The 26746-nt window shown below is 40.7% G+C and carries 23 protein-coding genes, 8 tRNA genes, 1 pseudogene and 1 riboswitch; of the genes and pseudogenes, 7 read left to right on the top strand and 25 right to left on the bottom strand.

The genetic code is table 11. The features are described from left to right. Positions 1–2 precede the first annotated feature (2 nt). The 8 genes from NMM26_RS08380 to NMM26_RS08345 all read right to left on the bottom strand — a co-directional run bounded on the left by NMM26_RS08380 (position 3) and on the right by NMM26_RS08345 (position 10527). Positions 3–749, bottom strand: a complete 747-nt coding sequence (locus NMM26_RS08380) for a protein phosphatase 2C domain-containing protein (protein ID WP_000239018.1) — start codon at positions 747–749, stop codon at positions 3–5. After that, entirely contained in the window at positions 733–2841 is a 2109-nt protein-coding gene (locus tag NMM26_RS08375) for a glycosyl hydrolase family 28-related protein (RefSeq protein WP_254754199.1), read from the bottom strand. The genes NMM26_RS08380 and NMM26_RS08375 overlap by 17 nt, the downstream gene beginning before the upstream one ends. Before the next feature lie 921 nt (positions 2842–3762). Further along, entirely contained in the window at positions 3763–4989 is a 1227-nt protein-coding gene (locus tag NMM26_RS08370; protein WP_254754198.1) for a DegT/DnrJ/EryC1/StrS aminotransferase family protein, read from the bottom strand. A gap of 42 nt (positions 4990–5031) precedes the next feature. Beyond that, a complete protein-coding gene (locus tag NMM26_RS08365; RefSeq protein ID WP_254754197.1) occupies positions 5032–5724 on the bottom strand; it encodes a sugar transferase in 693 nt (230 codons plus the stop codon). A gap of 183 nt (positions 5725–5907) precedes the next feature. Next, positions 5908–7650 (bottom strand): ABC transporter ATP-binding protein, encoded by a 1743-nt coding sequence (locus tag NMM26_RS08360; protein ID WP_254754196.1) that lies wholly within the window; start codon positions 7648–7650, stop codon positions 5908–5910. Continuing rightward, entirely contained in the window at positions 7640–9385 is a 1746-nt protein-coding gene (locus tag NMM26_RS08355) for an ABC transporter ATP-binding protein (protein ID WP_254754195.1), read from the bottom strand. The genes NMM26_RS08360 and NMM26_RS08355 overlap by 11 nt, the downstream gene beginning before the upstream one ends. Positions 9386–9439: 54 nt before the next feature. Continuing rightward, positions 9440–10075: a DUF421 domain-containing protein gene (locus NMM26_RS08350; RefSeq protein ID WP_254754194.1), complete on the bottom strand. Its 636-nt coding sequence runs from the start codon at positions 10073–10075 to the stop codon at positions 9440–9442. Further along, on the bottom strand, positions 10072–10527 hold the full coding sequence (locus NMM26_RS08345) for a DUF3290 family protein (protein ID WP_000675332.1): 456 nt from the start codon (positions 10525–10527) through the stop codon (positions 10072–10074). Before NMM26_RS08345 ends, NMM26_RS08350 begins: the two co-directional genes overlap by 4 nt. A 133-nt stretch (positions 10528–10660) precedes the next feature. On the opposite strand from NMM26_RS08345, the gene NMM26_RS08340 reads away from it, so the two are divergent. From NMM26_RS08340 to NMM26_RS08325, 4 genes are all read left to right on the top strand, one after another. Further along, positions 10661–11488, top strand: coding sequence for an exodeoxyribonuclease III (locus NMM26_RS08340; RefSeq protein WP_254754193.1), 828 nt, complete (start codon positions 10661–10663; stop codon positions 11486–11488). An 11-nt stretch (positions 11489–11499) separates the two neighbouring features. Next, the gene (locus NMM26_RS08335; protein ID WP_254754192.1) at positions 11500–11886 is read left to right on the top strand and encodes a VOC family protein; all 387 of its coding nucleotides are present in this window, start codon (positions 11500–11502) and stop codon (positions 11884–11886) included. Positions 11887–12116: 230 nt separating this feature from the next. Next, positions 12117–12212: riboswitch (purine riboswitch) on the top strand. Positions 12213–12341: 129 nt separating this feature from the next. Continuing rightward, positions 12342–12923 carry a xanthine phosphoribosyltransferase gene (locus NMM26_RS08330; protein ID WP_138704692.1) on the top strand — a complete coding sequence of 194 codons (582 nt, stop codon included), beginning with the start codon at positions 12342–12344 and terminating at the stop codon, positions 12921–12923. Further along, positions 12923–14185, top strand: coding sequence for a nucleobase:cation symporter-2 family protein (locus NMM26_RS08325; RefSeq protein ID WP_254754191.1), 1263 nt, complete (start codon positions 12923–12925; stop codon positions 14183–14185). Before NMM26_RS08330 ends, NMM26_RS08325 begins: the two co-directional genes overlap by 1 nt. A 32-nt stretch (positions 14186–14217) precedes the next feature. Here NMM26_RS08325 and NMM26_RS08320 read toward each other — a convergent pair whose 3' ends face one another. The 3 genes from NMM26_RS08320 to NMM26_RS08310 form a co-directional block, all read right to left on the bottom strand. Next, the gene (locus tag NMM26_RS08320; RefSeq protein ID WP_254754190.1) at positions 14218–14622 is read right to left on the bottom strand and encodes a PaaI family thioesterase; all 405 of its coding nucleotides are present in this window, start codon (positions 14620–14622) and stop codon (positions 14218–14220) included. 69 nt (positions 14623–14691) lie between these two features. After that, positions 14692–16173: a UDP-glucose--hexose-1-phosphate uridylyltransferase gene (locus NMM26_RS08315; protein ID WP_254754189.1), complete on the bottom strand. Its 1482-nt coding sequence runs from the start codon at positions 16171–16173 to the stop codon at positions 14692–14694. Between the two features lie 18 nt (positions 16174–16191). Continuing rightward, a complete protein-coding gene (locus NMM26_RS08310) occupies positions 16192–17370 on the bottom strand; it encodes a galactokinase (RefSeq protein ID WP_254754188.1) in 1179 nt (392 codons plus the stop codon). A 164-nt stretch (positions 17371–17534) separates the two neighbouring features. Here NMM26_RS08310 and galR point away from each other — a divergent pair, with 164 nt between their 5' ends. After that, positions 17535–18539, top strand: coding sequence for a DNA-binding transcriptional regulator GalR (galR, locus tag NMM26_RS08305; RefSeq protein WP_254754187.1), 1005 nt, complete (start codon positions 17535–17537; stop codon positions 18537–18539). Between the two features lie 140 nt (positions 18540–18679). On the opposite strand, the gene NMM26_RS08300 is transcribed toward galR, so the two are convergent. Then, positions 18680–19570 carry a cation diffusion facilitator family transporter gene (locus NMM26_RS08300; protein ID WP_254754186.1) on the bottom strand — a complete coding sequence of 297 codons (891 nt, stop codon included), beginning with the start codon at positions 19568–19570 and terminating at the stop codon, positions 18680–18682. Between the two features lie 132 nt (positions 19571–19702). On the opposite strand from NMM26_RS08300, the gene NMM26_RS08295 reads away from it, so the two are divergent. Beyond that, complete coding sequence (locus NMM26_RS08295; protein ID WP_004235331.1) at positions 19703–20239, top strand: TetR/AcrR family transcriptional regulator; 537 nt, start codon at positions 19703–19705, stop codon at positions 20237–20239. A gap of 137 nt (positions 20240–20376) precedes the next feature. Here NMM26_RS08295 and NMM26_RS08290 read toward each other — a convergent pair whose 3' ends face one another. The 5 genes and pseudogenes from NMM26_RS08290 to NMM26_RS08270 form a co-directional block, all read right to left on the bottom strand. Continuing rightward, positions 20377–21897: an ABC transporter permease/substrate-binding protein gene (locus NMM26_RS08290; RefSeq protein WP_084927236.1), complete on the bottom strand. Its 1521-nt coding sequence runs from the start codon at positions 21895–21897 to the stop codon at positions 20377–20379. After that, positions 21890–22618, bottom strand: coding sequence for an ABC transporter ATP-binding protein (locus NMM26_RS08285; protein WP_254754185.1), 729 nt, complete (start codon positions 22616–22618; stop codon positions 21890–21892). The genes NMM26_RS08290 and NMM26_RS08285 overlap by 8 nt, the downstream gene beginning before the upstream one ends. Positions 22619–22632: 14 nt before the next feature. Then, positions 22633–22824 (bottom strand): annotated as a pseudogene (locus NMM26_RS08280) (polyketide cyclase); the annotation flags it as partial. Between the two features lie 34 nt (positions 22825–22858). Further along, complete coding sequence (locus NMM26_RS08275) at positions 22859–23302, bottom strand: MarR family winged helix-turn-helix transcriptional regulator (protein ID WP_000655208.1); 444 nt, start codon at positions 23300–23302, stop codon at positions 22859–22861. A gap of 144 nt (positions 23303–23446) precedes the next feature. Next, on the bottom strand, positions 23447–24640 hold the full coding sequence (locus tag NMM26_RS08270; protein ID WP_254754184.1) for an O-antigen ligase: 1194 nt from the start codon (positions 24638–24640) through the stop codon (positions 23447–23449). 270 nt (positions 24641–24910) lie between these two features. Here NMM26_RS08270 and birA point away from each other — a divergent pair, with 270 nt between their 5' ends. Further along, a complete protein-coding gene (gene birA, locus NMM26_RS08265) occupies positions 24911–25846 on the top strand; it encodes a bifunctional biotin--[acetyl-CoA-carboxylase] ligase/biotin operon repressor BirA (protein WP_254754183.1) in 936 nt (311 codons plus the stop codon). Positions 25847–26029: 183 nt separating this feature from the next. On the opposite strand, the gene NMM26_RS08260 is transcribed toward birA, so the two are convergent. The 8 genes from NMM26_RS08260 to NMM26_RS08225 form a co-directional block, all read right to left on the bottom strand. After that, a tRNA-Ser gene (locus NMM26_RS08260) sits at positions 26030–26117 on the bottom strand. A gap of 6 nt (positions 26118–26123) precedes the next feature. Next, positions 26124–26197 (bottom strand) — tRNA-Ile (locus NMM26_RS08255). Positions 26198–26230: 33 nt separating this feature from the next. Continuing rightward, a tRNA-Gly gene (locus NMM26_RS08250) sits at positions 26231–26301 on the bottom strand. A 19-nt stretch (positions 26302–26320) separates the two neighbouring features. Beyond that, positions 26321–26393, bottom strand: a tRNA-Phe gene (locus NMM26_RS08245). 3 nt (positions 26394–26396) lie between these two features. Further along, a tRNA-Met gene (locus NMM26_RS08240) sits at positions 26397–26470 on the bottom strand. Positions 26471–26480: 10 nt separating this feature from the next. After that, positions 26481–26570, bottom strand: a tRNA-Ser gene (locus NMM26_RS08235). A 12-nt stretch (positions 26571–26582) separates the two neighbouring features. Further along, positions 26583–26656, bottom strand: a tRNA-Ile gene (locus tag NMM26_RS08230). 13 nt (positions 26657–26669) lie between these two features. Then, positions 26670–26743 (bottom strand) — tRNA-Met (locus NMM26_RS08225). Positions 26744–26746: the final 3 nt, after the last annotated feature.

Here is a 26746-nt window from a genome sequence, read left to right as displayed (position 1 = left end):
TATCAAACATCAATAACTACAATACTTGCATCATCTTTCTTTCCATAGATTGGATCAATAGCAGAAGAATTAAATCTCATCTTAATTAACTCTTCAAAAGTTTTATTTTGATTATTTTGATAGAATTCATAAAAGCCATCGCTCATTAAAACAATTTGTTCACTAGTAACATCTATTTGATTAATAATAGCATGGTCTAAAAATCTCTCATCCAACGAACCTATCCAGTACCCACTCGGTTGATTAGATAATTTTCTGATTTTTTGTAAAATAATTTTTTTATTTAAAACACTATTTGTACCAATTGAGTCTTTTATCTCATTTTTCCCTTTTTCAAATAAGTTATCTACTCTATGATCAGTTATTTCCATTTCGTTTACTAACATGACGCAGTCACCTAGCATCATATACTCCAACTTTTTTTCTGAAAGTTTAGCAAATATAAAAGCAAATGTTGGTAAGCGATAATACTCTGTTAATTCATATGAGTTTAAACCGATTTCATCTTTAACCTCTAGTAAAGCAGTTTCAAATATTTGTTTAAGAGTTTTTGATTCTTTACAATTAACCGACAAACTTTCTGATAAAATATGTACAACTTCTGAGACTGAATAACCTATCTCCTCTTTAGAATTATATAAATCTGTAGCTCCATCAATAATCCAAAAATACTGATTTTGTGAACCTACAGCATCCTCATTTTCTACGGAACTTCCTTGTATCGAACAAATTTTATTTATCTTTACCATAATACTTCAACCCTTTTAGTGTCAAAAGTAAACCAATTCCTGTCACTGTTAAGAATAGTTCCATAATCTTGTTCGAACCAGTCTTTGGTAATTTTTGTTTTACCTCTACTATTTCTTTAGATTTATTAATATGATTTTCAGTTTCTCTGCCATCTCCAACTTTTTTATGGTTCACTTCTTCTATCTTATTATCTTGTTTATTGTCGATCTTGTCATTAATTTGTCTATTATCTTTACTTGAGTTAAACTCTCCTTTCTTCTGGTTACTATCAATTACATTATTTGAATTAGATTGTTTTTCATGCACATATGAACTTGTTTTAAATTTTTCCTCTTTGTTTTTTTCTTTTTCGTTTTTATCACTTAAGTTATTTGTTACAATTTTGTAAAGCCCATTCTCCGTTACAATATTGAAATTACCATCGCTATCACGTATAACTGGTTCTTTCCCATTTGCATTAGATTTGATGAATGATATATACTTACCGGATAAATTATAAAATTGGTTATTTAAAACGGTTATTTTACCCTTTGAATCCTCAATAACAATTCCTTCTTTACCGCCGAATATACTATTCTCTGAGACTACTAAATTATCACTAACTCGTAATAATTCAATATTTGGTTGTTCTGTTTCCTTAGAATTATTATTAATTACATTTTTTGTTACAGTAATATCTGATACTTTTCCTAAATATTCTGCACTATCTTTTGCTACTCTAATAGCCTTTGTTTTAGGATCAGAAATATAAAATGTATTTTCAGTAATATCGACTTTCTTATTTAAATCAAGTTCATCTTTTACATTTTTATAACTAAAAGCATTTATTAAGGCTGCACCATTTTCTCTATAATGTACACTTTCTCCTTTTACTTTCTTATCAAATCTATTTCCTTTAATTAAAATATCAGTGAATCCTGTAAAACGTACACCAGAATACATCATGTTATCAAAATGATTATTTAAAATTTTAATATTAGAGGGGTTCTGTGTCGACAATGTTTGATAGTGTGTACCAATTGCTGTTACTAATTCTCCAGATTTATCACTTTTACCAAAATATGAATTTTGAATAGTAACATTTTCAGATTTTTTCCCATCATCATTCAAAGCATAAGGAAAACCTTTTCTAGTCAATGGTTCAATCTGAATACTCTCCTTACTTATAATTTGCCCATCTTTCATAGTTTTAGGTAAAGCTTGACCAAGAAAACGAGAATTATCGACTAATACATTTTTCGAACCTGCAATTTGAATAGCATGCCCTTGATAACTATCCTTGAATGTTACGTTTTTTATAGTTACGTTATTTGAATTCCCAATAGCAAATGCACCTGAAGAATTTATAAGTGGTAGATTTTTTGCTTTAGTTCCTTCTTCATTCAAAGCACCGTTCATATCAATAGTACCACCAGAATAACTAATATCTTCTGTTGGGCCCCATTCTACTTGCGCACCATCATCCGTAAATAAACCTGTCATAAAAACAATAGAAGGGTGATTCTTAATATTTATACCATTTAGAATTGTAGCTTTCTCATTCAATTCTAAGTGTGTATGACTTTTTAAAAAAACAATTTCTTTTACTAAATAAGTTCCTTCAGGAAAATATACATTTCCTCCGCCTAGTCCTTTAGCTGCAGCATCTATTGTATCTTGAATTGCTTGACGATCATCATTAACCCCGTCACCTATTGCTCCATAATCTTTAACATTCAAAGCTACGTGTTCGTTCAGATTAGTACTTAAAATAGTATTCACTTCCATCCCAGAGATGTTACCAATCATAGTATCATTTGTTATATCAGGTTTATTTTGATTAATACTCACTCCTCCATTATTATCAGTACTTAAACTTGAATTGTTATCAAGACTGAGAGTATCAGAATGGGGTTCCGCAGATAATGATGTAGATGTGCTACTCAACAAAGAGTTCATTTGCATATTATCTTTAGACGAAGAAGTTTCACCAACTACTTCATTAGCTAAAACACTTTGTGTTCCAATAAATAAAACCGCTAAGAGAACTGAGCAAACTCCCACCTTAGACTTACGAATAGAGAAAACCTCATTTTGTTGAAAAGATTTCATATTAGCCTCCAATTAAAAATATTATGTCCTAATTTAATATTCATATAAATTCCATACCAGAAAATGACACCGCTGTCATTTTCTTTATAATATATTTTTAAATCAAAATTGTCAAGGAATAACACAATAAAATATCAAAATTGTGAAAGCGTGACCATTTATATATCTAACCATACTTCTAATAATTCTTTAACCTTCCATTCAAAAGTGATTACTATCTTTCTTAGCTTGAACATAAAAATATCCTATTCACTGTATTTAAAGCATGTTGATATCTCGTAAAATACTAATTTATAAATACAAGAACAAATATCTTGTCATGCAAGCATTCACCAGGTATATTTACATGAATATCGTTCATATAGCGGATTGAAATCAAAACAATACAATATATTTCTTAAATAGATTTTCTATAAAAGCTAGATTCAAGCTCTATAAAAATAGACGCAGTTCTTCTAAAATACTGGAATAGGACATATAGATCATTGTAGACACGTGTTTTATAGATTATTTCAAAAGAATGACTAGAACATGAAAAATAGTCTCAAAACTTTGAACAATATTCTGAAAACAAAAAAGAAAGACGCGAGTTTCCACAACCTCATTCGTGGAAACTCGCGTCTTTCAAAAAATAGGGTGAATTGAAAACTAGAACAAGACACTACATTTTCTAAATGATGCCTAATAAAAATTCTAAATGCTACACCAAATTGCTCACATCTCATTTCAAACCATACAGTATATTGAAACTATAAGAGTACACCTTTGCTTCTAAAATATTGCTAGAAATTAATTTGACTATCCTGATTAATTTGTCCTGTTTTTATTTCATTTTACTATAGGACTTTCAATTGAAAACAACAGTTTTACACTCAATTAGACTTTTTAGAAACAGAATCACTATTACTTGACTGTAGTTTGTCATTTTTTTGATAAAGTTAGCACTTTTTCAGAAACTGTTTTGAAAGTCTCAATGATATAATCCACTTCTTCATCACTTAATTTAGTGTGAAGAGGAAGGGTAATTTCATTTTCAAAGAAGGCATAGGCCTTAGGATAGTTCGCCATATCAAAACCAAGATTCTTATAGGCTGTTAGCAGAGGAAGCGGTTTGTAATGGACGTTACTTGCAATTCCTGCTTTGGCCAATTCTTGGATGATAAGATTGCGTTCTTCTAAGCTTGCTCCTTCTATATGGGTAATGTAGAGGTGGCGTGAAGATTCGACGGTTTCAGTCTTGTGTGCTAAAGGATGGATGCGAGAACCTGCAAAACCACGATCATAACGGTCCACGATGTCCTTACGACGTTGCAATAAACTTGGGTAGCGGTCCAATTGTACCAAACCAAGCGATGCCATGATATCGGTCATGTTGCACTTGTAGGCTGGTGTTACGATATCGTATTCCCATGAACCCAATTGCATCTTGGCAAGAGCATCCTTAGTTTGCCCGTGAAGAGAAAGGATTTGGAAATCCTTGTACATTTCTTCGTCGTCAATCGCTGGATTGGCTTTCCAAGTGGCACTTCCACCTTCGGCCGTTGTAAAGTTCTTAACGGCGTGGAATGAGAAGGAAGTAAAGTCAGCAATAGAACCAGCTGGCTGTCCTTTATAAGTAGATCCCAAAGCATGAGCACTATCAGAAACAATCACGATACGGTTAAAGGCTTTTTGCCACTTGCTTGAAGCAGTAAAGAGGTCACGTTTCTTCTCCACTACTTGGAACAAACGGTCATAGTCGCAAACAATCCCTGCAAGCTCTACTGGAATGATTACCTTGGTCTTTTCAGTGATAGCTTGCTCTAGCAGATCATAGTCCATCTCAAAGGTATCTTCTTGGATATCAACCATGACTGGTGTTGCTCCCACGTGAGTGATGACACTACATGAAGCTGTATAGGTCATGGCTGGAACGATGACTTCATCACCAGGCCCAACTTCCAAGACGCGCAAAATCAACTCAAGAGCGGCAGTCGCAGAGTTTAGGCAGACAGTCTTGGGTGTCTGTGTGTATTGAGACAAGCGGCGCTCCAGTTCTTTTGTCTTAGGACCTGTTGTGATCCAACCAGAACGCAGGGTATCCGCTACTTCAGCAATTTCTGCTTCCGTAATATCGGGTGGTGAAAATGGAATATTGTAATTTGGCATTGATTTGCTCCTTTTATCTGTACTCATTTTCTCATGACTACTTTATTTTATCACTTCAAACACGGTTTGAAACATGATTTTAATGTCTCCAAGGAAACTAAACTCTCGGAGATAGGCGAGGTTATAGCGCATCTTTTCAGGAAGGACGTGTTCGACATAGGCTTGGTCAACCGACAGACCTTTCTCCGTCATTTGACTGATGATAGTGTCCTCATCCTTGTAGTTGATGCTAGCTGGAGAGGTAATCCCTGCTGGCAAGAGCAAGGTCGCCATCATTTCAGGGCTATACTGCTCTGTGTAGCGTGGCACTTCAGGTCGTGTACCTACAAAGGACATTTCGCCTTTAAGAACATTGACCAGTTGAGGCAGTTCGTCCAAACGCACACGGCGGATAAAATTGCCAACCTTGGTAATGCGACTATCATTAGCAGAAGTCACCAAACTTCCTTTTTTGTCTGCATCCGTTACCATGGTACGGAACTTCCAAATCTTGAACCGACGGTTATACTGGGTCACGCGCTCTTGCTTGTAAATGACTGGCCCCTTGCTATCCAACTTGATCCAAATACTCAAGATGAGGAAGATTGGAGAGGTCAAAACCAGTACGACCAAGGCTAGAACCCAGTCCAAGCAACGCTTGAAAATTAGCGAACCCTTCCTTTTAGAGACAAGCTGGTAGTAAGACTCAACCTCGCTTGATTTCATTTCCACGGGCAAGTCTTCCCATTTCAGCATGCTGTTTCTCCTTTGTTTTTACTATACTATTTGTCAACATTTTTCATTATACCACAAAATGGAAAAGGCGGTGAAAGAAATCTGTAATTTGAAGGATTTCATTCTTACACTCAATGAAAATAAAAGTACAGCTTTTAGGTTGCAGATAAAGCTGACATAGCTTGAATAGACTTTCAAAGAGTATTAGGACATAGCACCCGCCTGCAAACTATACATCTTGTGATAGGTTCCTCCTAGAGCCAAGAGTTCCTCATGGGTTCCACTCTCGATAATTCGCCCCTTATCCAAAACGTATATACAGTTGGCATCCTGGATGGTAGAAAGGCGGTGAGCGATAGCAATGGTCGTCCGCCCCTGTCTCATCTTAGCCAGAGAAGCTTGAACCAGACTTTCTGTTTCAGAGTCAATATTAGCTGTCGCTTCATCCAAAATCAAGATTTTAGGCTGACTGGCGACTGTTCTAGCAAAGGCAAGAAGCTGACGCTGACCAGTAGAGAAGCTCGAACCACGCTCGGAAACAGGTGCATCATATCCCTGAGGAAGTTCTTGAATAAAGGAATCTGCATCCACGAAGCTAGCTGCGTCCTTTACCTGCTCATCACTGATTTCTTGGTACATGGCGATATTGGACTTGATGGTTCCATGATAGAGGAAGGGATCCTGCAAGACCAGACCGATGTTTTTTCTCAACTCTTCCTGACTGTAGTTCCTGATATCCACATCATCCAATAGAACTCGCCCTGACTGAAATTCATAAAAACGCATGAGGACATTGATAATCGAAGATTTCCCTGAACCTGTATGCCCCACAAAAGCAATGGTTTCACCCTTGTTAACAGAAAAAGAAATGTCATCCAGAATCGGATGTTTTCCATCATAAGAGAAACATACATGTTCAAAACGGATATTGCCTTCTTTGATCTCGGCCTGTCCATTTTCTTGAAGAGGCTCATAGGTCCTCTCGTCAATCAAGGCAAATACACGACCTGCAGACACCATGGAAGTTTGAAGGGTCGAAAAATTTTGCGTCACTTCAATCAGGGGATCAAAGAGACGATTGATATACTGGATAAAGGCATACATGGTCCCTGCTGTTATTCCCAAATAAAATCCACGGTAGCCAAAATAGGCCATTAAAACTGCATATCCTAGGAGTTTCAACAAACTCATGGCAGGGCGCAAAAAGAGGGCATCCAAGGCTACAGAACGGTTGGCGTAGATCAAGTGTTCTTGGTTGATTTCATCAAATTCTGCCTGCAGGCGCTTCTCTTGATTAAAGGCCTGGATAATCCTGATTCCTTCGATATTTTCAGCCAGCTTGCTATTGATATCTGACAAGAGACTTCTGGTTTTCTCAATGATTTTCACTGATTTTTTCCGATAGAGATTGACCAAAATGAAAATCAAGGGGAGAAAGAGCAAGACTAATGCTGTCAAACGAAAATCCAATACCAACATGGTATAAAGAGTTGTCAGAAAGATAAAAACTGCTGAAATAAAGCTAGATAAAATCCCCGAAAACATATCACTGATAGTCTCGGTGTCATTTGTCAAACGCGAGACGATAGAGCCTGATGGCGTCTTGTCAAAGTAAGACATGCCCAGCTTCTCCATATTGGCAAAGGCATCGCGACGAATATCCCTAACAATACTGTAAGACACGCGCGCAAAGAGAAGATTGCCGACATACTGGACCAGAGTTTGTAGGATATAAAGGCCATAGTAGGCCAGCAAAACGGTCACAGCGAGTTGGTTGAGATTGCTGAGATACTGGTCGATAAAGTGGGAGGCCACAAGGGGAATGACACTTTTAATGACCGTAGTCGCTAGTAGAAAGCTTAGTGCCAAAAAGGTCAGGAGTCCATAGGGCTTGAGATAGGACATCAAGCGCTTCAATACAGCCCATTGTTCTTGTTTATTCTGCATCTTCTTCTCCTTTCATTTCCAACTGCTGAGACTGATAGGTTTGGGCATACCAGCCATCCAAGGCTAGCAGGTCATCGTGTGTACCCCGTTCGATAATTTGACCATTTTGCAGAACCAAGATCAGATCTGCATGGACAACCGCACTGAGGCGATGCGCTGTGATAATGGTTGTCTTGTCCTGACGTGTTTCCTTGAGATTGTCGATAATTGCATACTCTGTCTTGGCATCCACGGCCGATAAGGAATCATCTAAAATCAAAATATCTGGGTCTAAAATCATAGCTCGACTCATAGCCAGACGTTGCTTTTGACCACCAGAAAGACTGACACCCTTTTCACCAATCAGCGTATTAAATCCTTGGGGCATAGCTACAATATCTTGGTAAACTTGGGCTAGCTTAGTCGCTTCCTCAACCGCTGAAAGGGGCAAGTTCGGATTTCCAAAGCGGATATTGTCTAAGATAGAGGTCGCAAAGAGAAACTGGTCCTGAGGAACATAGCCCATAAGACTACGAAGGTCTGTCAGACGATAATCCCTTATATCGTGACCATTTAGATAAATGGCTCCCTTGTCCACATCGTATTCACGCAAGAGGAGCTTGATCAAGGACGTTTTCCCAGAGCCTGTCTGTCCGACCAAACCCAATGTTTGCCCTTTTTCCAAACTAAAGTGAATATCCGTCAATGTTTCATCATCTTCAAAGGCAAAGCTGTCAATGGCGTACTCCAAGCATCCATTTTCAATACCATCTAATGGAAACTCTGGGTCTTGTACAGGTGATTCCTGAGACAAAAGTTCCTCAATCCGTTGGTAAGAAACCTTCCCTCGCTGGGTAATATTAAAGAGGAAACCGATGGCCATAAGAGGCCAGACCAACATATCCAAGTAGCTGATGAAGGTAACTAGATTACCAACCGTAATCTGCCCCTCCTGAACCATCAAGGAGCCTACCAAAAGCGTTAAAACATAGGATGAACCAACAAACAAGAGAACCATAGGGTCAAAGAGACTATCGTATTTCATGGTTTGGAGGTTCTTTTGGAAGGTCAATTCATTGACTGCCTGAAAGGACTCCAACTCGTCCGCCTGATAACCGAAAGACTTGGTCACTTTGATACCTGATACGGACTCCTGCACCTTGTTATTGAGTTCAGAAAAGGCAGCCTGTGATTCACCAAAGGCCTTGTGAGTCTTTCTTCCCAAACGACTGGTCGCATAAGCCATGAAAGGTAAGGGTAAAATGGCAACTAGGGTCATTTGCCATGAGATGCTAAAAAGCATGGTTAGCAAGGTCACTAAAGCTGTGATTGAAGCATCCACCGCAGACATGACTCCTCCACCCGCCAGACGAGTTAAGGCATTGATATCGTTGGTGGCATGCGCCATCAGGTCCCCTGTCCGATAGGTCTGATAAAAGGCTGGAGACATTTTTGTGAAATGCTCAAACAAGCGAGAACGCATAATCTGCCCCAAACGGTAGGAAGTCCCGAGGATATACATGCGCCAAACATAGCGCAGATAATACATCCCAAAGGCAGCAAGAAGCAAATAAAATAGGTCAAGAAGGAGGTCCTGCTGGGTTAATTGCCCCGATGTGATAGCATCAATGACCCGCCCCATAACCATGGGGGGAATGAGGTTGAGGACGGAAACCAAGACCAGGGCCACAATCCCGACTAGATAACGGCGTTTTTCTAACTTGAAAAACCACCAAAGTTTTTGAATAATGGACATAAAATCCCTTTCTGATTGCAAATTGAAACCTGAGGCCAAGACCCCAGGTTTTTCTTATTCATAGGTTACGACTGAGACGACACCCTTGTCATACTCAGCGATAAAGATATTGGCTACATTGTCATGCCCTTGTTTGCTGAGGTTATCAAGCAACCACTCTTCGCTACGACCAATCGATTCCAAAACATCTACTTGGATCACACCGTCAGTCACAACTGGATACTTAGGATTTTCATCTCCCATTTGGACCACGATGAGTTGGCCATTTTGCTCCTGCACAGCTCGTTTAACTTGCTTCATCTGGAAAATCCCTTGGCTACGAAGTTTGAGAGCAACATCTGCCGCAGACAAACCAACTGAACGACAGGCTTCTGGGTCAATCTGCCCATTTTTGATGAGCAGAGTCGGTTTACCATCAATCAAGCGTTTGACAAAACGAACATTGTTATTGAGCCATTTGAGGGTCAAGACCAAAATCGTCCACATCATCAAAATCACTGCATACTGGAGAATACTGATTGAACTATTGTAAATTACCCCACCGATGATACCACCGAGAACATAGTTTTGAATTTGGTCTGTCGCAGAGTTAGGTGCTAGGTTTCCTTTTCCTGTCACATTGATCACGAAAACCAGCGAGAATAGACCCAAGGCCAGTTTGATTAAAATTTCCATATAGTTGAGTGTCATTTGTTTACCTCCACCAATTCAATAGCGTCTGTTTGATTCAATTCTAATTTCTCTAAAAGATACTTGTCTGGTTGGCTCCCGTTCATGGCGCGGTAGAAATTTGGACCTACCTTGACAAGCGCTCCATCAGTGGCAGCTGAAGTATTAACGTAAACTTCTGATTTATCCACCCCCAAGTCTTTGGAAACAACCTCTATAAAATGAAGTGAAGTTTGAAATTGATTGTTAGAGGCTTGATTGGTCTGGTATTTTGAAATTGTCACCAAAAGCATGGCTACCAAGGTCAAGGCCAAAATCATGACCAATTCCCGAAACTTAGTCCCCTTTTTATCTCGATAAGCCTTAAAAGCAAAAAATCCTGTGATAGCTAGGAGCACAATCCCAAAGCCAATCATGATGCCATTTTGCTGACTGATTTGGCTAAGTACATAGTCATATGAGTAAAATTTCATTTATTTTCACTCCCTTTCATAAAATCATTCTTCATTATAAACGAAAGAGAGTGATTTTTCAAGCCATACGTTGGGGAAATAGACCTTTTTTTGGTATAATAAAATCTATAATCTGAATGAAAAAGGTAACTTTATGAAACTTATCTCATGGAATATTGATTCCCTTAACGCAGCCCTAACTAGTGACTCAGCTCGTGCCAAATTGTCCCAAGAAGTCCTACAAACCCTTGTGGCAGAAAATGCTGATATTATCGCTATCCAAGAAACCAAGCTTTCTGCCAAGGGTCCTACAAAGAAACATTTGGAAATTTTAGAAGAACTCTTCCCAGGCTACGAAAACACGTGGCGCTCTTCCCAAGAGCCTGCCCGTAAAGGCTATGCTGGAACCATGTTCCTTTATAAGAAAGAACTCACACCCACTGTCACTTTCCCAGAAATCGGTGCTCCTTCTACCATGGACTTGGAAGGTCGCATCATCACCTTGGAATTTGATGAATTTTTCGTGACCCAAGTTTACACACCAAATGCTGGTGATGGACTCAAACGCTTGGAAGAACGCCAAATCTGGGATGTCAAATATGCTGAGTACTTGGCTCAACTAGACAAAGAAAAACCAGTCCTTGCGACCGGTGACTACAACGTAGCCCACAATGAAATTGACCTTGCAAATCCTGCCAGCAACCGCCGTTCACCAGGGTTTACAGACGAGGAACGTGCTGGCTTTACCAACCTCTTGGCAACTGGATTTACAGACACCTTCCGTCATATTCACGGCGATGTCCCTGAACGTTACACTTGGTGGGCACAACGCAGCAAGACTTCTAAAATCAACAATACAGGCTGGAGAATCGACTACTGGCTCACAAGTAACCGCGTGGCTGACAAGGTGACCAAGTCTGATATGATTGACTCCGGTGCGCGCCAAGACCACACACCCATTGTCATGGAGATTGAACTCTAAGGAGAAAACGAATGGACTATCAGCCTGTCATTCCCGAATTTGTGGTATCTGACCTCGAACAGTCGCGCCACTTCTACTGCGATTTACTAGGTTTTACCATCGAATACGAGCGCCCCGAGGAGAAATTTCTCTTCCTCTCACTTGAAGACTGCCAGCTCATGTTAGAAGAAGGCAACGCAGAAGAATTAGCTCAGCTGACCTATCCTTTCGGGCGCGGTGTCAATATTTCCTTTGGCATTGCAGATGTTCCTCAGCTCCACCAAAAACTGCTGGAAGCTGACTACCCTATCCATCGTCCCCTGACAAAAAGAGAATTTCGAGTAGGAGATAGCTTTATATATCCCCATGAATTTGCAGTTTTGGATCCAGATGGCTATTTTTTAAGATTTAGCGAGTAGAATAATAAAGATTGGGAAAAGTCTTTAAAGTTAGAAAAAAGCATATTGTCAGGTGTTTAAAAACCTAATAATATGCCCTTTTATGATGGAAAAACCTTCTAAATGTTAGCCAATGATGGATTTTTGTCCATTTTCTTACATTTGTTCGTTTTTTATATCTAAATACTGACAAAATATTTGATTTTTAAAGTTTTTTGGTGTAAAATAAGAACATTGGCTCAAACCTATTTAAAATTGAATATCGCTTTACTTGTTTATGTCGTGAATTGGCACGACGTTTCTACAAGGTGCCGGAACACCTAACAATAAGTAAGTCAGAAGTGAGGTATGGTCGTTTTTGCCATGCCTATTTTGGGGACTTACTTAGAGATTAAGTAGGTCCTTTTTCTATCCGTTTTACTGGGTAGAAATCTGAAACAAGCAAATGGATTAGCTTTTAGACTTTAGGAGGTCTTATGAAATTATTAGAAGAGCGCATCCTCAAGGATGGGCATATCTTGGGTGATAACATCCTCAAGGTGGATTCCTTTTTAACCCACCAAGTTGACTTTAGCTTGATGCGAGAGATTGGTAAGGTTTTTGCGGAAAAATTTGCTTCTGCTGGTATTACCAAAGTCGTGACCATTGAAGCGTCGGGTATTGCCCCAGCCCTTTTTACAGCTGAAGCCTTAAACGTTCCCATGATTTTCGCTAAAAAAGCTAAAAACATCACTATGAACGAAGGTATCTTAACTGCCGAAGTTTACTCCTTTACCAAGCAAGTGACCAGCACCGTTTCTATCGCTGGAAAATTCCTCTCACCAGAGGACAAGGTATTGATTATCGACGATTTCCTTGCTAATGGCCAAGCTGCCAAAGGCTTGATTCAAATCATCGAACAGGCCGGAGCCACAGTCGAAGCTATCGGTATCGTGATTGAAAAATCTTTCCAAGATGGCCGTGATTTGCTTGAAAAAGCAGGCTACCCTGTTCTATCACTTGCTCGCTTGGATCGTTTTGAAAATGGTCAGGTCGTATTTAAGGAGGCAGATCTCTAATGCAAACTCAAGAAAAACACTCACAAGCAGCCGTTCTCGGCTTGCAGCACTTACTAGCCATGTACTCTGGATCCATCCTGGTTCCCATCATGATTGCGACAGCCCTTGGCTATTCAACTGAGCAGTTGACCTACCTGATTTCCACAGATATCTTCATGTGTGGGGTGGCAACCTTCCTCCAACTCCAACTCAACAAATACTTTGGTATTGGACTCCCAGTCGTTCTCGGAGTTGCCTTCCAATCAGTCGCTCCCCTGATTTTGATTGGACAAAGTCATGGTAGTGGGGCTATGTTTGGTGCCCTTATCGCATCAGGGATTTACGTGGTTCTTGTTTCAGGCATCTTCTCAAAAGTAGCCAATCTCTTCCCATCTATCGTAACAGGATCTGTTATTACTACGATTGGTTTAACCTTGATTCCTGTCGCTATTGGAAATATGGGAAATAATGTTCCAGAGCCAACTAGTCAAAGTCTCTTGCTTGCAGCTATCACTGTTCTGATTATCCTCTTGATTAACATCTTTACCAAAGGATTTATCAAGTCTATCTCTATTTTGATTGGTCTGGTTGTTGGAACTGCTATTGCGGCTAGCATGGGCTTAGTTGACTTCTCTCCTGTCGCGGCAGCACCGCTTGTCCATGTCCCAACTCCACTCTACTTTGGAATGCCAACCTTTGAAATCTCATCTATTGTCATGATGTGTATCATCGCAACGGTGTCTATGGTTGAGTCAACCGGTGTTTACCTAGCCTTGTCTGATATCACAAAGGATCCAATCGACAGCACGCGCCTGCGCAACGGTTACCGTGCAGAAGGTTTGGCCGTACTTCTCGGAGGAATCTTTAACACCTTCCCTTACACAGGATTTTCACAAAACGTTGGTTTGGTTAAACTATCAGGTATCAAGACGCGCCTGCCAATCTACTACGCAGCTGGTTTCCTGGTTCTCCTTGGACTCCTTCCTAAGTTTGGCGCCCTTGCCCAAATCATTCCAAGTCCTGTCCTCGGTGGTGCCATGCTGGTGATGTTTGGTTTTGTATCCATCCAAGGGATGCAAATCCTCGCCCGTGTTGACTTTGCTAACAATGAACATAACTTCCTTATCTCAGCAGTCTCCATCGCTGCAGGTGTCGGACTCAACAACAGTAATCTCTTTGTCAGCATGCCGACAGCCTTCCAGATGTTCTTCTCAAACGGAATCGTCGTAGCCAGCCTCCTTGCCATTGTCCTCAATGCAGTATTAAATCATAAAAAGAAATAAGAAAAAGAGGTGCGAGCCTCTTTTTTAGTTATCTATATTCGTATCTGTCTTTCTTCTGACCGTTGGCCTGTGACAAACATGGTAAAGGTTGCCTTGCAGACATTTCTGCCTTCTTGATTGGTGATATCAACATCCACCACACAGGTTGTGCGACCTTGATGGACACATTCTCCTTTAATAGTCAGCACATCGTCGAGTTTTCCTGCTTTGAGGTAGTTGATAGAGGATTGGAGCGTCACTCCATCTAGTCCTAGCGAAATGACTACCAAACCACTAATCTGGTCGCAAAGGGTAAAGAGATAGCCACCATGGGCATTGCCATAGTAGTTGAGCGACGAATCCACTACTTTTGTCGTCACCACAACGTGACCATCTCTCATTTGTTCAATTTCGTAATTTTCAAAGGCAGATATAGCGTCAAAATGAAAATCTTTCATCGTTTCCTCCTGATATTTCAAACGACACTATGATACTACTTTTTATAGGACTGTGCAAGGAGAAAGCTCCTAGTCTGGCAAAATTCCAACCTGCTCCACAAAGCGCATAAAGGCTGCCTGTCCTTGTTCCGTCTGCTTGTAGACTCCTGCATCCTCAAGTACACGCACAAAGATAGCACCAACAGAGTCCTTGACAATTTCAAGGGCTTTTTCTTTATCTGTTAGGTCTGGATATTGGGCTCTAAGTTGGTCTGCCCATTCCTGATGATAGTCGGCAACTGTCTCCTCTTCTCCCACGAGGTAGCTGGCAACTTGCTCCACTTCTGCCTTCAAACGAGGTGGCAAAATAGCCAAGCCCATGACCTCAATCAAGCCGATATTTTCCTTCTTGATATGTTGGACATCCTTGTGGGGATGATAGATGCCATCAGGATGCTCTGACGATGTCTGATTGTCTCGCAAGACCAAGTCCAACTCAAACTGGCCATCACGCTTACGTGCAATTGGGGTGATGGTATGATGCGGTGTCCCGTCTGTCTCTGCCAAAATCTGCACTACAGGATCTGAATACTGGCGCCATTCTTGCAAAATCTTATCAGCCAAGTTAACCAAAGCCTCTTTAGAATCCGAAGTCAAACGTAGGACAGACATGGGCCACTTGACAATCCCAGCCTTGACCTGCTCAAAACCAGTAAAAGAGAAAGTCTTTTGCAAAGGAGCCAATTCCATAGGAAATACGTGACGGCCTCCCTGATAGTGGTCATGAGTCAGAATAGAGCCACCCACAATCGGCAGATCGGCATTAGAGCCTGCAAAATATCCTGGAAACTGCTCTACGATAGCCAACAGACGTTCAAAGCTCTGACGACTAATGGCCATGGGACGATGCTGACCATCTAAGAAAATACAGTGCTCATTAAAGTAGGCATAAGGCGAATACTGGAAGCCCCACTCCTGACCCGCCATTTCAAAGCGGATAATACGGTGATTGCTGCGAGCTGGGTGGTTGACCCGACCATGGTAGCCCTCATTCTCTAGACACAGCTGACACTGAGGATAATTGCTGGCTTGCACCAACTTGGCTGCTGCAATCTCTTTGGGATCTTTTTCAGGCTTAGAGAGATTGATGGTAATTTCAAGCTCCCCGTAGTCAGATGGAACACGATAAGCGATATTTTTAGCAATGGCCTTGAGCTTGATGTAGTCATTTTTCTGACTGAGTTGGTAAAAATCCTCTATCGCCTGCTCAGGAGAGTGGGCATAGGTTGCCCAGAAATCACGATTGACCTGACTGGGACAAGGGGTCACCAAGTCCATCAGTTCAGCACCAAGGATTTCACGCGCAGTCTGACTATCCTCAATCGTCTCTAATCGAACGGCTTCCTCAACCAGCTGGTCCTTGAGGTCAATCACTTTATCCAGATTTGTCTCAACTTCCAAAACACCATCTCCCACTCGTGCCAAGACACGATTGGTCAGGTAGATTCGATCCATTTCCTCAAATGAACTTTCAGAAATGACATATGTTACAAATTTATCTACTAAGGTCACTATAGAGCCTCCTTTTGACTAGTCAAGGACGCGAGTGCCACCTGCAACTTCAGCGATATAGAAGCTTGGAGCGTATCCAACTACTTCCTCGTAGTGTTTGCCTACAGCTTCCTTAAAGGCATCAACAGCATCTTTTTGCACCAAGGCAATGGCACATCCGCCAAAACCAGCCCCTGTCATACGTGCACCGAGAACTCCTTCTTGTGCCCAAGCTGTATGAACAAGAGTATCCAATTCCAAACCAGTTACTTCATAGTCATGCTCTAGGGAAACGTGAGAAGCATTCATCAAGCGACCAAATGTTTCCAAATCACCTGCTTGAAGGGCTACTTGAGCTTTGAGGGTACGTTGGTTTTCAAGCACAGCATGGCGAGCACGTTTCAAACGATTTTCATCTTTAATCAGATAGCTATATTGGTCAAAGGCCCACTCATCCAATTCACCCAAGGTCTGAATATCTAAGGCTGCTTGCAATTCTTCTACTGCTTTTTCACACTCAGCACGGCGTTCATTGTATTTAGAGTCCGCCAATTCACGGCGTTTGTTGGTGTTCATGATAACAACGACATTGTCCTTCAAATCAAGTGGCACCAAGTCGTATTCTAGAGTATTAGTATCTAGGTAAATAGCACGTTGGTCAGCCCCCATACCGATAGCAAACTGATCCATGATACCAGAATTTACGCCGATAAAGTTGTTTTCTGTTTGTTTACCGATTTTAACCAAATCGAGACGCTCTAATTTTAAATCAAAGAGATGCTCTGCCACGACTCCTGTCAAGAGTTCCAATGATGCTGAAGAAGACAAACCAGCACCATTTGGGATATTCCCATAAACATAAAAATCAAAACCTTTGTCAATCACATGGCCAGCTTCTTGCAAGAAATGAAGAACTCCTTTTGGATAATTGGTCCAATTGTGCTCTTTTTCAAACTTGAGGTCAGCGAGAGGCACTTCGATAATGCCCTTGTCCTCAAAATTAGCTGAGTAGAAACGCAAGACTTGGTCGTCACGCTTGCGAGCCGCCCCATAAGTTCCCAAGGAAATAGCTGCTGGGAAAACATGTCCACCGTTGTAGTCCGTGTGTTCACCAATCAAATTGATACGACCTGGTGAAAAGAAGGTTTGGTCTGCTTCTTGACCAAAAACAGCAAGAAAGTCTTTACGAAGTGCTTCAGCAGTAAGATGTTGTGTCATATGATTTCTCCTTTTACTGTCCGTTAAGTCGTCTTAACGTGTAATCGTTTTCTTCTATTGTATCCAAGGGATTTTCCAAGGTCAATCCTTTTTACTAAAATTTTACTAAACTATCGGTAAAAGGTAGAAAAATATGATATACTAACTTAAAAGAAGGAGGATTTATGGCTACCTTAAAAGACATTGCACAGCTAGCCTCTGTCTCTATCGCGACCGTATCCCGCGTTCTCAACCGCGACCAGAGCCTATCTGTTACAGAAGAAACCAGACACCGTATTTTAACCGTTGCTGAAGAGCTGGGTTACACCAAGCACCTCAAGACAGGAGAGTCCCACAAACCCAAGCAAAAGATTGCCATTATCCAATGGGTCAGTGAACAAGGAGAGCTAGACGACCTCTACTACTACCAGATTCGCCTAGGAATAGAAAAAAGAGCCCAAGAGTTGGACTATGATATCTTGCGCTATTTCAATGACCATCCTTTTACCCTAAGCGAGGAAGTGATTGGGATTCTCTGCATCGGAAAGTTTAGCCGAGCACAGATTACTGCCTTTGAAGAATACCAAAAGCCTCTTGTCTTTCTAGACAGCGATACACTTTCACTAGGACATACTTGTATTATCACGGATTTTTACACTGCCATGAAACAAGTTGTCGATTATTTCCTCAGCCAAGGAATGGACAGTATCGGGATTCTAACAGGGCTTGAGGAAACAACTGACCAAGAAGAAATCATTCAGGATAAGCGTCTAGAAAACTTCAGAAACTACAGTCAAACAAAAGGAATCTATCATGATGAACTGGTCTTTCAAGGAAGCTTTACTGCCCAGTCTGGTTATGACTTGATGAAGGAAGCCATTCAGAGCTTGGGAGACCAACTCCCGCCAGCTTTTTTTGCTGCCAGTGATAGTTTAGCCATCGGTGCTCTCCGTGCCCTCCAAGAAGCTGGAATCAGCCTGCCAGACCGCGTCAGCCTCATTTCTTTTAATGACACTAGCTTGACCAAGCAGGTTTATCCTCCTCTCTCTAGCATCACCGTTTATACCGAGGAAATGGGCCGAGCAGGTATGGATATTCTTAATAAGGAAGTACTCCACGGTCGCAAAATCCCTAGCCTGACCATGCTGGGAACCAGACTGACATTGAGAGAGAGTACAAGGAATGATTAAGATATTAGAATCTAGGCAAAAACTAAATTTCAAGATAAAATGAAGTAAATGTCCCCACAATAAAACGCATAGTATCAAGTTTTTTTAATGCCTGACACTATGCGCTTTTCACTTTTAAAGACTTTTCCCCAGCCTCTTTTCTAGTGTTGATGCCCATGGGATTGCCCTAAGGCTGTTACCTTTCGCTTATGTTGCGCATGATTGCTTTGACTGGTGTCCACTTCGATAGTAATATTCTGCACACCTCTTTCTTCTAAGAGCTGACGTACTTGATTCTTTGTTTCCGTCATCTCCTCCCAATCCTCTAAACAGATATGGATAATAGCATTATTTTCTAGACCATCCATGGACCAAATGCTAAGTTGATTGACACTTTTGACATTGGTCAGAGCCTCCAAATCCTTCTCCAAATCACCTGTCTCTAGTCCTTCTGGCACAGCATCCAGGAAAATCTTGAGTGCGCTCCAAAATCGAGGAATAGCTTTTGTTAGAATGAAGATGGAAATGACAAGCGATAAGAGCGGATCAAGGATATACCAATCTGTAAATCGGAGGATAATCGCCATTAGAATGACAGCCAACCAACCTAGAGTATCTTCCAAAAAGTGCAGGCTCAGAATTGACTCGTTCTTTGTCTTTCCCTTACGAACTACTAGACTAGCTAGCACATTGATACTGACTGCAATGATTCCTAGCCAGAGGACGCCTTCGTCATTAACGGGCTGTGGATTCAAAAGTTTAGTTATATTTTCCAAGATCACTAGAATGGATCCTGTGATAAGAATCACAGCAGTCACTAGGGCCCCTAAAAGACTAAATCGCTTGTAACCCAAGGTGTATTGCCTATCTTCTTCTCTATTTGAGATTGTTTCTAAAAAGGCCGATATGCCGATTGCTATAGCATCTCCCAAGTCATGGATAGAATCAGCAAGAACTGCACTCGAACCAAAGATTCCTCCTGCGATAAACTCAACAATCGCATAGCTTAAATTTAAGAAAAAAGCTAACCAGATAGATGTTTTAGAACTCATTTCTCTCCCTCCTTTGGTATAATGGGTATATACATACTTCTTTCATTTGTATTATCTAATAAAATTCAAAGAAAGGATAGAAGCAAACTGTCAGCCATGTTCAGTTCTGAACAGTTTGTCTCAAGTGTCTACATGCCAAAAAGAGACCGTCGAGTCAGCAAGACGAAAAAAGCCATCTATCAAGCTTTTTTACAACTTTTGAACGACAAAGGCTATGATGCCACTACTGTTCAGGATATCATTGACCTAGCAGATGTTGGGCGTTCTACTTTTTACTGTCACTATGAAAGCAAGGAACTCCTTTTAGATGAGCTCTGTCGCTACCTCTTTCATCATCTCTTTGAAAGGGAAGGACACTTTACTACCGAGGACTACCTCGCACATATCTTTTTACATTTTCAGAAAAACCAGGACCATGTTACCAGTCTGCTATTTTCCAAAAATGACTACTTCCTCCGTCAACTCCATAAAGAGCTAGAACACCATGTCTATCCCATGTTGGCTGATGAGTTAAAAGAAGCCCACACTAATCTGCCTACTTCTTACCTCCAACACTTGGTCGTGTCCAACTTTATCGAGACATTGACCTGGTGGCTCAAAAAAGGACAAGACTTTACATACCAGGAAGTTGTCCAGTTTTATCTAGACCTTCTCATTCCTAAAAATTGAATACAGAGTAGAGCTCAGTTGCCTTATTTCTAGGCTACTGAGTTTTTATCTTTTCAACAATCAAAAAAGCCCAGACAACATTGTCTGAGCAGTTTTCTATATGGTCGTTTAACAAAGTTGAGTTTGACATTTTCAAACTATTTCTTCAACAAACCTTGTTCTTGTAGAAACTCTTTGGCTACTTGTTCTGCTGACTTGCCTTCAACACCGACTTGATAGTTAAGCTGGCTCATCTGGCTTTCAGTAATTTTACCAGCCAATTTATTGAGAACTGTTTCCAACTCTGGATGTTTCTTGAGAAGAGCTTCTTTCATCAGTGGAGCTCCTTGATAAGGTGGGAAGAGTTGCTTGTCATCTTCCAAGACCTGCAAATCATAACGCGCCAATTCCGCATCAGTCGAATAGGCGTCCGTGATTTGAATATCACCTGACTGAATAGCCTGATAGCGAAGGGCTGGTTCCATCGTAGCTACATTGAGATTGAGACCATACATTGATTGTAAGCCCTTATTGCCATCTTCACGGTCATTAAATTCGAGAGTAAAGCCAGCTTTCAACTGTCCTTCTACTTTTTTCAAGTCCGAAATGGTCTTCAAGCCATATTCTTGAGCAATCTTTTTCGGAACAGCCACAGCGTAGGTATTTTGATAAGACATAGGTTTGAGATAGGCTAGACGATCCTGTTTGGCAATACCATCACGCGCTACCTGATAAACCTGCTCTGGCTCATGACTCACTTTAGGTGATGGCTGAAGCAAGCTTTCAGTCACCGTACCTGTAAATTCAGGATAAATATCAATATCACCTTTTTTCAGAGCTTCATAGAGAAAGCTTGTTTTCCCAAAATTTGGTTTAACAGTCGCAGTCATGCTGGTATTTTCTTCAATAAGGAGTTTATACATATTGGCCAAAATTTCTGGTTCCGGTCCCAATTTTCCAGCAATAACCAAATTTTCCTTCTCTTTTTGAGCCAAGAGGGCTGGACTATAAGACAAACCAAGCAATATTGTCACCAAGGCAAAACCAGAAAAAATCGTCCGTAATTTTGCCTTTTCCATCACTTTTAGTAGGAAGTTAAAGGCAATGGCAAGCACTGCAGAAGAAAGGGCCCCAATCAAAATCAGACTGGCATTATTACGGTCAATTCCCAAAAGGATAAAGGAACCCAGTCCCCCTGCACCAATCAAGGCAGCCAAGGTTGCCGTACCGATAATCAAGACGGCCGCTGTGCGAATCCCAGACATCATAACAGGCATAGCAAGTGGAATTTCAAACTTCTTGAGACGCTCCCACCTGGTCATCCCAAAGGCAATCCCAGCCTCTTGTAGACTTGGATCAATTCCCTTGAGTCCAGTGATGGTATTTTGTAAAATCGGAAAGATCGCATAAATCACTAACGCTGTCAAAGCCGGCAAGGTTCCAATTCCCATCAAGGGGATAAAGAGTCCCAACAAGGCCAGAGACGGGATGGTCTGGAAAATCCCTGCAATCTGTAAGACCCAATCCGCCAACTTCTCATGATAGCGAAGATAAACAGCCAAAGGAATCGCGATAAAAATAGCTAGTAACAGGGTCAAAAGTGACAACTGCAAATGTTGAGATAGAGCTGTCAACCAATCACTAAAACGATCCTGAAAAGTTGCAATTAAATTAGTCATGAACACTACCTCCAAACAATTCTGCTACAAAGTCTGTTGCAGGCGCTTTTAAAATCGTCTCAGGATTCGCCACCTGACGAATCTCTCCATCCTGCAAGACAGCAATACGGTCCGCCAATTTCAAAGCTTCATCCGTATCATGGGTCACAAAAATCGTTGTCATCCCAAACTCTTTATGCAATTCCTTAGTCAAAACCTGCAACTGTTTCCTCGAAATTGCATCCAAGGCTGAAAAAGGCTCATCCATGAGGAGAATCTTAGGCTGACCAATCATAGCACGAACAATACCGACCCGTTGCTGTTCTCCACCAGATAATTCACTAGGCAAACGATGCCCATACTCGGCTCCTGGTAAACCAACCTTAGCCAAAAGCTCTTCAGTTTTCTGAGCAATTTCTTCCTTAGTCCATCCCTTCATCTCAGGAATCAGGGCAATATTTTCCGCGACCGTTAGATTAGGAAATAGAGCAATAGCCTGTAAAACATAACCAGTAGAAAGACGAAGTTCACGCTCATCATAATCTTTGATGCGCTTGCCATCCATATAAATATTTCCATCAGTTGGTTCCAAGAGGCGATTGACCATCTTAATCATGGTTGTCTTACCTGAGCCAGATGGACCAACTAAAACCATAAACTCCCCATTCTCAATCCGTAAATTTACATCTCTTAAGACATCTTTTTCTGTGTAGCGTAGCGCCACATTTTTGTATTCAATCATTCTGTATCCTCAATTTAAAACTTCCCTCTATTGGTCAAGTCTTCTACCTTAGGCATGACTTCCTTATTATCCCAATGTTCCACAATTTTCCCGTTTTCTAGACGGAAGATATCGTACTGGGCATAGGCAACTCCATCAATCTGAGTCTGACCATAGCTAACCACATAGTTCCCTTGTCCTAAGAGTTGGAAAACAAAGTCGAAAGTGGCCTTTACTTATAAACAGCTAATTTGCTCTATTTTAAACCTCATTTTCCTTCTCTTTCAGATTTGCCAAAATCCTTTCTTGAAAGGCTTCAAACTGACGAATTTCTTCCTCTGAAAATCCTTTGTAAAAGATCGTATCCAATTTCTGACTGATACGATGCCCCACTTCTTTCTGTGACTGCCCCAACTCTGTTAAAACTAAATACTTCTTACGCTTATCTTCTCCACATGGACTAATAGCTACAAGATTTTGTTCCTCTAGTTTTTTAATCATCGTCGTCAGTGTATTGTTAGCAAGCCCAGTTTCCAGAGCAATATCTGTCGCAGTTGCGCAGCCGGTTTCACTATTCCATAAAACCGCTAAAATCTTGCCCTGCTCACTCCGATAAAGAGCTTCAGGGTCTTGGCTCAGTAACTTTTGAAAAATCCGCCCATTCAACAAACGAATATGATGGGCTAGCAAATGACTATCCTTCATAACACCTCCAATTTATTTCGATATCGAAAAGAATAAAACAATTGTAACACTCATCGTTCTAACTGTCAACTATTTCGATTTGGAAATAATTTTTCCCAGTAAAAAAATCTCCTACCCAAGATAGAAGATTTTAATCTTATAAACTTAATCCGTCATGTCCGATACCAAAGTTCGATGCTCCAACGGAATACTGCACATAACTAGTAAGAAAATGAAACCTGACTGAATCCAGAAGAGGGCCAAGTCAAAAATTCCATGTACAGCAACCACTGTAAGGAAAGACAGATAAAGACCGATAATCGGACGTTTCCCCGACTCCTGACTCATATCCATCATCAATCGAACAGGAGCAACAGAAGACAAAACTAATAAAATAGTCCCCACAATTCCGTAACTCAGAATCGTATCGATATATAGACTGTGAGCATGTTCATGATAAGGAGCATTTATCCGAGGATAAGAGTGCATATAGGTCAATGGCCCTTCACCCCAGAAAGGATTTTGCTTAAATAAGGCCATCCCAGCATCCCAGATAGAAATGCGTTCTTCCATAGAAGAGTCTAAAGTCCCCATCCGAACTCCCAAATCACTGGAAAAGAGGAAACTCAAGCCAATCGCAAAGACCCCAATACTAAGCCAAAAGGCCTTCCAGTTTTTAATGGTCGTAAAGAGATAAATAATGGCTCCAGCGATAATAGCAGGAAAGGCAGTTCGATTTTGCGTAAAGTTCAAACCAAAGAGATTCACAAAGCCTGCAATCACACAAAATACTTTCAACCAATTCAACTTGGTCGTTGTAAACAGATAGAAAGCAATCATGATACAGAAACAACAAATAATTCCATAATAATTAGGATTAAAGAAGGTCACTTCTGCACGATTCTGATGCCAAACCTGCATATTGGGTGAAAGAAAAGCATAGTTAAATTTCTTCACAATTTGGAAATGTTCTAAACTCGCAAAAGCAGCTGACAAGACGCTACCAAACAAGACGAGCTGCAAAATCAAGCGAAAGAATTTATGTGATAAAATCGACTGATAGTGCAAAAAGAAAATAGTAAAAAGAAAAATTCCTACCGAAGCCACAACTCCCATCCAATTTTGTGCAAAAACGGATATAACAGTACTATAGCCAAGAAAAAGAAGCAGCATCGGATGCTCCCCCATTTTCTGAAGAATATTTTTCATGTCTCCTGTAAAAATCAAACTGATAATATATAAACAGAATACAACTACAAAAAGATAAAAGGGTAAAAAGATACTCAGGATAATTCCCAATAAAATCAGCTCTTTACTAGACAACCCTTTCAGCTTTTCAATAAAGCCTATTGATTTCAAAATGAATCCTTTCTCTCCAAATCAACTGATTCAGATAATAGTAAGCTACCCTTTATTGTACCACTTTTTTAGCAATTTGAAAACAAAGGAAACGTTTACTAGGTAAAAAAGGGAGCAAAAATACTGATATTTCAAAACTCAAACTTAATGACTACATTTACTATAAGAAAATCATACCGTAAAGACTAGGTATATGTTAAAATAGTAGTAATTAAGCAACTAGCCAAACTAGATTCAAATCACATACTACTCCTAAAGAAAGGAAACACTATGAAATCCTACCAAGCTGTCTACCAGATTCTAGCTAAAGAAACCGACTATATCAGCGGAGAAAAAATCGCAGAAGAACTATCTCTAAGCCGAACGTCAATTTGGAAAGCCATCAAGCGTCTAGAACAAGAAGGCATTGAAATTGATAGTATCAAAAACAAAGGCTATAAACTGGTGAATGGAGACCTTATTCTTCCAGAACTTCTAGAAGAAAACCTTCCAATTAAAGTCAGTTTTAAACACGAAACAAGATCAACACAACTCGATGCAAAAGAAGCAATTGATTTAGGAAATAAAGCAAACACCCTCTATCTAGCTTCCTATCAAACAGCAGGGCGAGGCCGTTTTCAACGTTCTTTCTACTCACCCCAAGGTGGCATTTATATGACACTCCATCTTAAACCAAATCTTCCCTATGAGCAATTACCATCCTACACACTACTTGTAGCAGGAGCTATCTACAAAGCCATTAAGAACCTAACATTAATAGATGTCGACATAAAATGGGTCAATGATATCTACCTAAACAATCATAAAATTGGAGGAATCCTTACTGAAGCAATGACCTCTGTAGAAACTGGCTTAGTCACAGATATCAATATTGGAGTAGGAATCAACTTTACTATTAAAGACTTTCCTCAAGAATTAAAAGAAAAAGCTGCTAGTTTATTCAAAGCTCCAGCACCTATTACCAGAAATGAATTAATTATCGAAATCTGGCGTGCTTTCTTCGAAACACCAGCAGAAGAGCTATTATACCTATACAAAAAACAGTCCTTCGTTCTAGGAAAAGAAGTGACTTTCACACTAGATCAAAAAGACTACAAGGGGCTTGCTAAAGATATCTCAGAAAATGGCAAACTTTTAGTTCAATGTGATAACGGAAAAGAAATCTGGCTCAATAGCGGAGAAATTTCACTCAAGAGTTGGAAGTAATAATAAACTAGCACAACCATAAAATCGACAATATATAAAGATTTTAGCTTTTCTGCAGCCCACTACAGTTGACAAAGAGCGCAAAAAACTTCAGATAAGTAATCCAATTAAGTTTTACAAATCTGAAGTTTTTATTCTCTATTCTTAAAAAAACAAAAAAAGAGTTATAAACTCTCAATAAAACGGAGAATAAGGGATTCGAACCCTTGCGCCAGTTACCCGACCTAACGATTTAGCAAACCGTCCTCTTCAGCCTCTTGAGTAATTCTCCTATTAATGGGCACGAGTGGACTCGAACCACCGACCTCACGCTTATCAGGCGTGCGCTCTAACCACCTGAGCTACGCGCCCAAGTTAAAAACTTGGTAATTGAACAAAGTTCAAAGCGGGTGACGAGAATCGAACTCGCGACAACAGCTTGGAAGGCTGTAGTTTTACCACTAAACTACACCCGCATACATACTATTAATAAAATGGCGCGAGACGGAATCGAACCGCCGACACATGGAGCTTCAATCCATTGCTCTACCAACTGAGCTACCGAGCCTTATTGCGGGAGCAGGATTTGAACCTACGACCTTCGGGTTATGAGCCCGACGAGCTACCGAGCTGCTCCATCCCGCGTTAATACAAAAGGAGGATGTGGGATTCGAACCCACGCACGCTTTTACACGCCTGACGGTTTTCAAGACCGTTCCCTTCAGCCGGACTTGGGTAATCCTCCATACTATTCAAATGGACCTTGTAGGACTTGAACCTACGACCACTCGGTTATGAGCCGAGAGCTCTAACCAGCTGAGCTAAAGGTCCAACAAGATCATTATAGCGGCGAAGGGGATCGAACCCCCGACCTCCCGGGTATGAACCGGACGCTCTAGCCAGCTGAGCTACACCGCCATG

This window comes from Streptococcus sp. CF7_Ac1-8 (genome assembly GCF_024295435.1).
Classification (GTDB): domain Bacteria; phylum Bacillota; class Bacilli; order Lactobacillales; family Streptococcaceae; genus Streptococcus; species Streptococcus mitis_AP.
This window is presented reverse-complemented; position numbering and strand designations above follow the sequence as displayed.

Coding starts and splice junctions, on each gene's coding strand:
- NMM26_RS08300 (WP_254754186.1), bottom strand. CDS start 19,570: ATGAGTTCTAAAACATCTATCTGGTTAGCTTTTTTCTTAAATTTAAGC.
- NMM26_RS08330 (WP_138704692.1), top strand. CDS start 12,342: ATGAAATTATTAGAAGAGCGCATCCTCAAGGATGGGCATATCTTGGGT.
- NMM26_RS08360 (WP_254754196.1), bottom strand. CDS start 7,650: ATGCAGAATAAACAAGAACAATGGGCTGTATTGAAGCGCTTGATGTCC.
- NMM26_RS08380 (WP_000239018.1), bottom strand. CDS start 749: ATGGTAAAGATAAATAAAATTTGTTCGATACAAGGAAGTTCCGTAGAA.
- NMM26_RS08345 (WP_000675332.1), bottom strand. CDS start 10,527: ATGAAATTTTACTCATATGACTATGTACTTAGCCAAATCAGTCAGCAA.
- NMM26_RS08355 (WP_254754195.1), bottom strand. CDS start 9,385: ATGTCCATTATTCAAAAACTTTGGTGGTTTTTCAAGTTAGAAAAACGC.
- birA (WP_254754183.1), top strand. CDS start 24,911: ATGAAATCCTACCAAGCTGTCTACCAGATTCTAGCTAAAGAAACCGAC.
- galR (WP_254754187.1), top strand. CDS start 17,535: ATGGCTACCTTAAAAGACATTGCACAGCTAGCCTCTGTCTCTATCGCG.
- NMM26_RS08340 (WP_254754193.1), top strand. CDS start 10,661: ATGAAACTTATCTCATGGAATATTGATTCCCTTAACGCAGCCCTAACT.
- NMM26_RS08375 (WP_254754199.1), bottom strand. CDS start 2,841: ATGAAATCTTTTCAACAAAATGAGGTTTTCTCTATTCGTAAGTCTAAG.
- NMM26_RS08335 (WP_254754192.1), top strand. CDS start 11,500: ATGGACTATCAGCCTGTCATTCCCGAATTTGTGGTATCTGACCTCGAA.
- NMM26_RS08275 (WP_000655208.1), bottom strand. CDS start 23,302: ATGAAGGATAGTCATTTGCTAGCCCATCATATTCGTTTGTTGAATGGG.
- NMM26_RS08365 (WP_254754197.1), bottom strand. CDS start 5,724: ATGCTGAAATGGGAAGACTTGCCCGTGGAAATGAAATCAAGCGAGGTT.
- NMM26_RS08350 (WP_254754194.1), bottom strand. CDS start 10,075: ATGACACTCAACTATATGGAAATTTTAATCAAACTGGCCTTGGGTCTA.
- NMM26_RS08290 (WP_084927236.1), bottom strand. CDS start 21,897: ATGACTAATTTAATTGCAACTTTTCAGGATCGTTTTAGTGATTGGTTG.
- NMM26_RS08295 (WP_004235331.1), top strand. CDS start 19,703: ATGCCAAAAAGAGACCGTCGAGTCAGCAAGACGAAAAAAGCCATCTAT.
- NMM26_RS08325 (WP_254754191.1), top strand. CDS start 12,923: ATGCAAACTCAAGAAAAACACTCACAAGCAGCCGTTCTCGGCTTGCAG.
- NMM26_RS08310 (WP_254754188.1), bottom strand. CDS start 17,370: ATGACACAACATCTTACTGCTGAAGCACTTCGTAAAGACTTTCTTGCT.
- NMM26_RS08320 (WP_254754190.1), bottom strand. CDS start 14,622: ATGAAAGATTTTCATTTTGACGCTATATCTGCCTTTGAAAATTACGAA.
- NMM26_RS08285 (WP_254754185.1), bottom strand. CDS start 22,618: ATGATTGAATACAAAAATGTGGCGCTACGCTACACAGAAAAAGATGTC.
- NMM26_RS08370 (WP_254754198.1), bottom strand. CDS start 4,989: ATGCCAAATTACAATATTCCATTTTCACCACCCGATATTACGGAAGCA.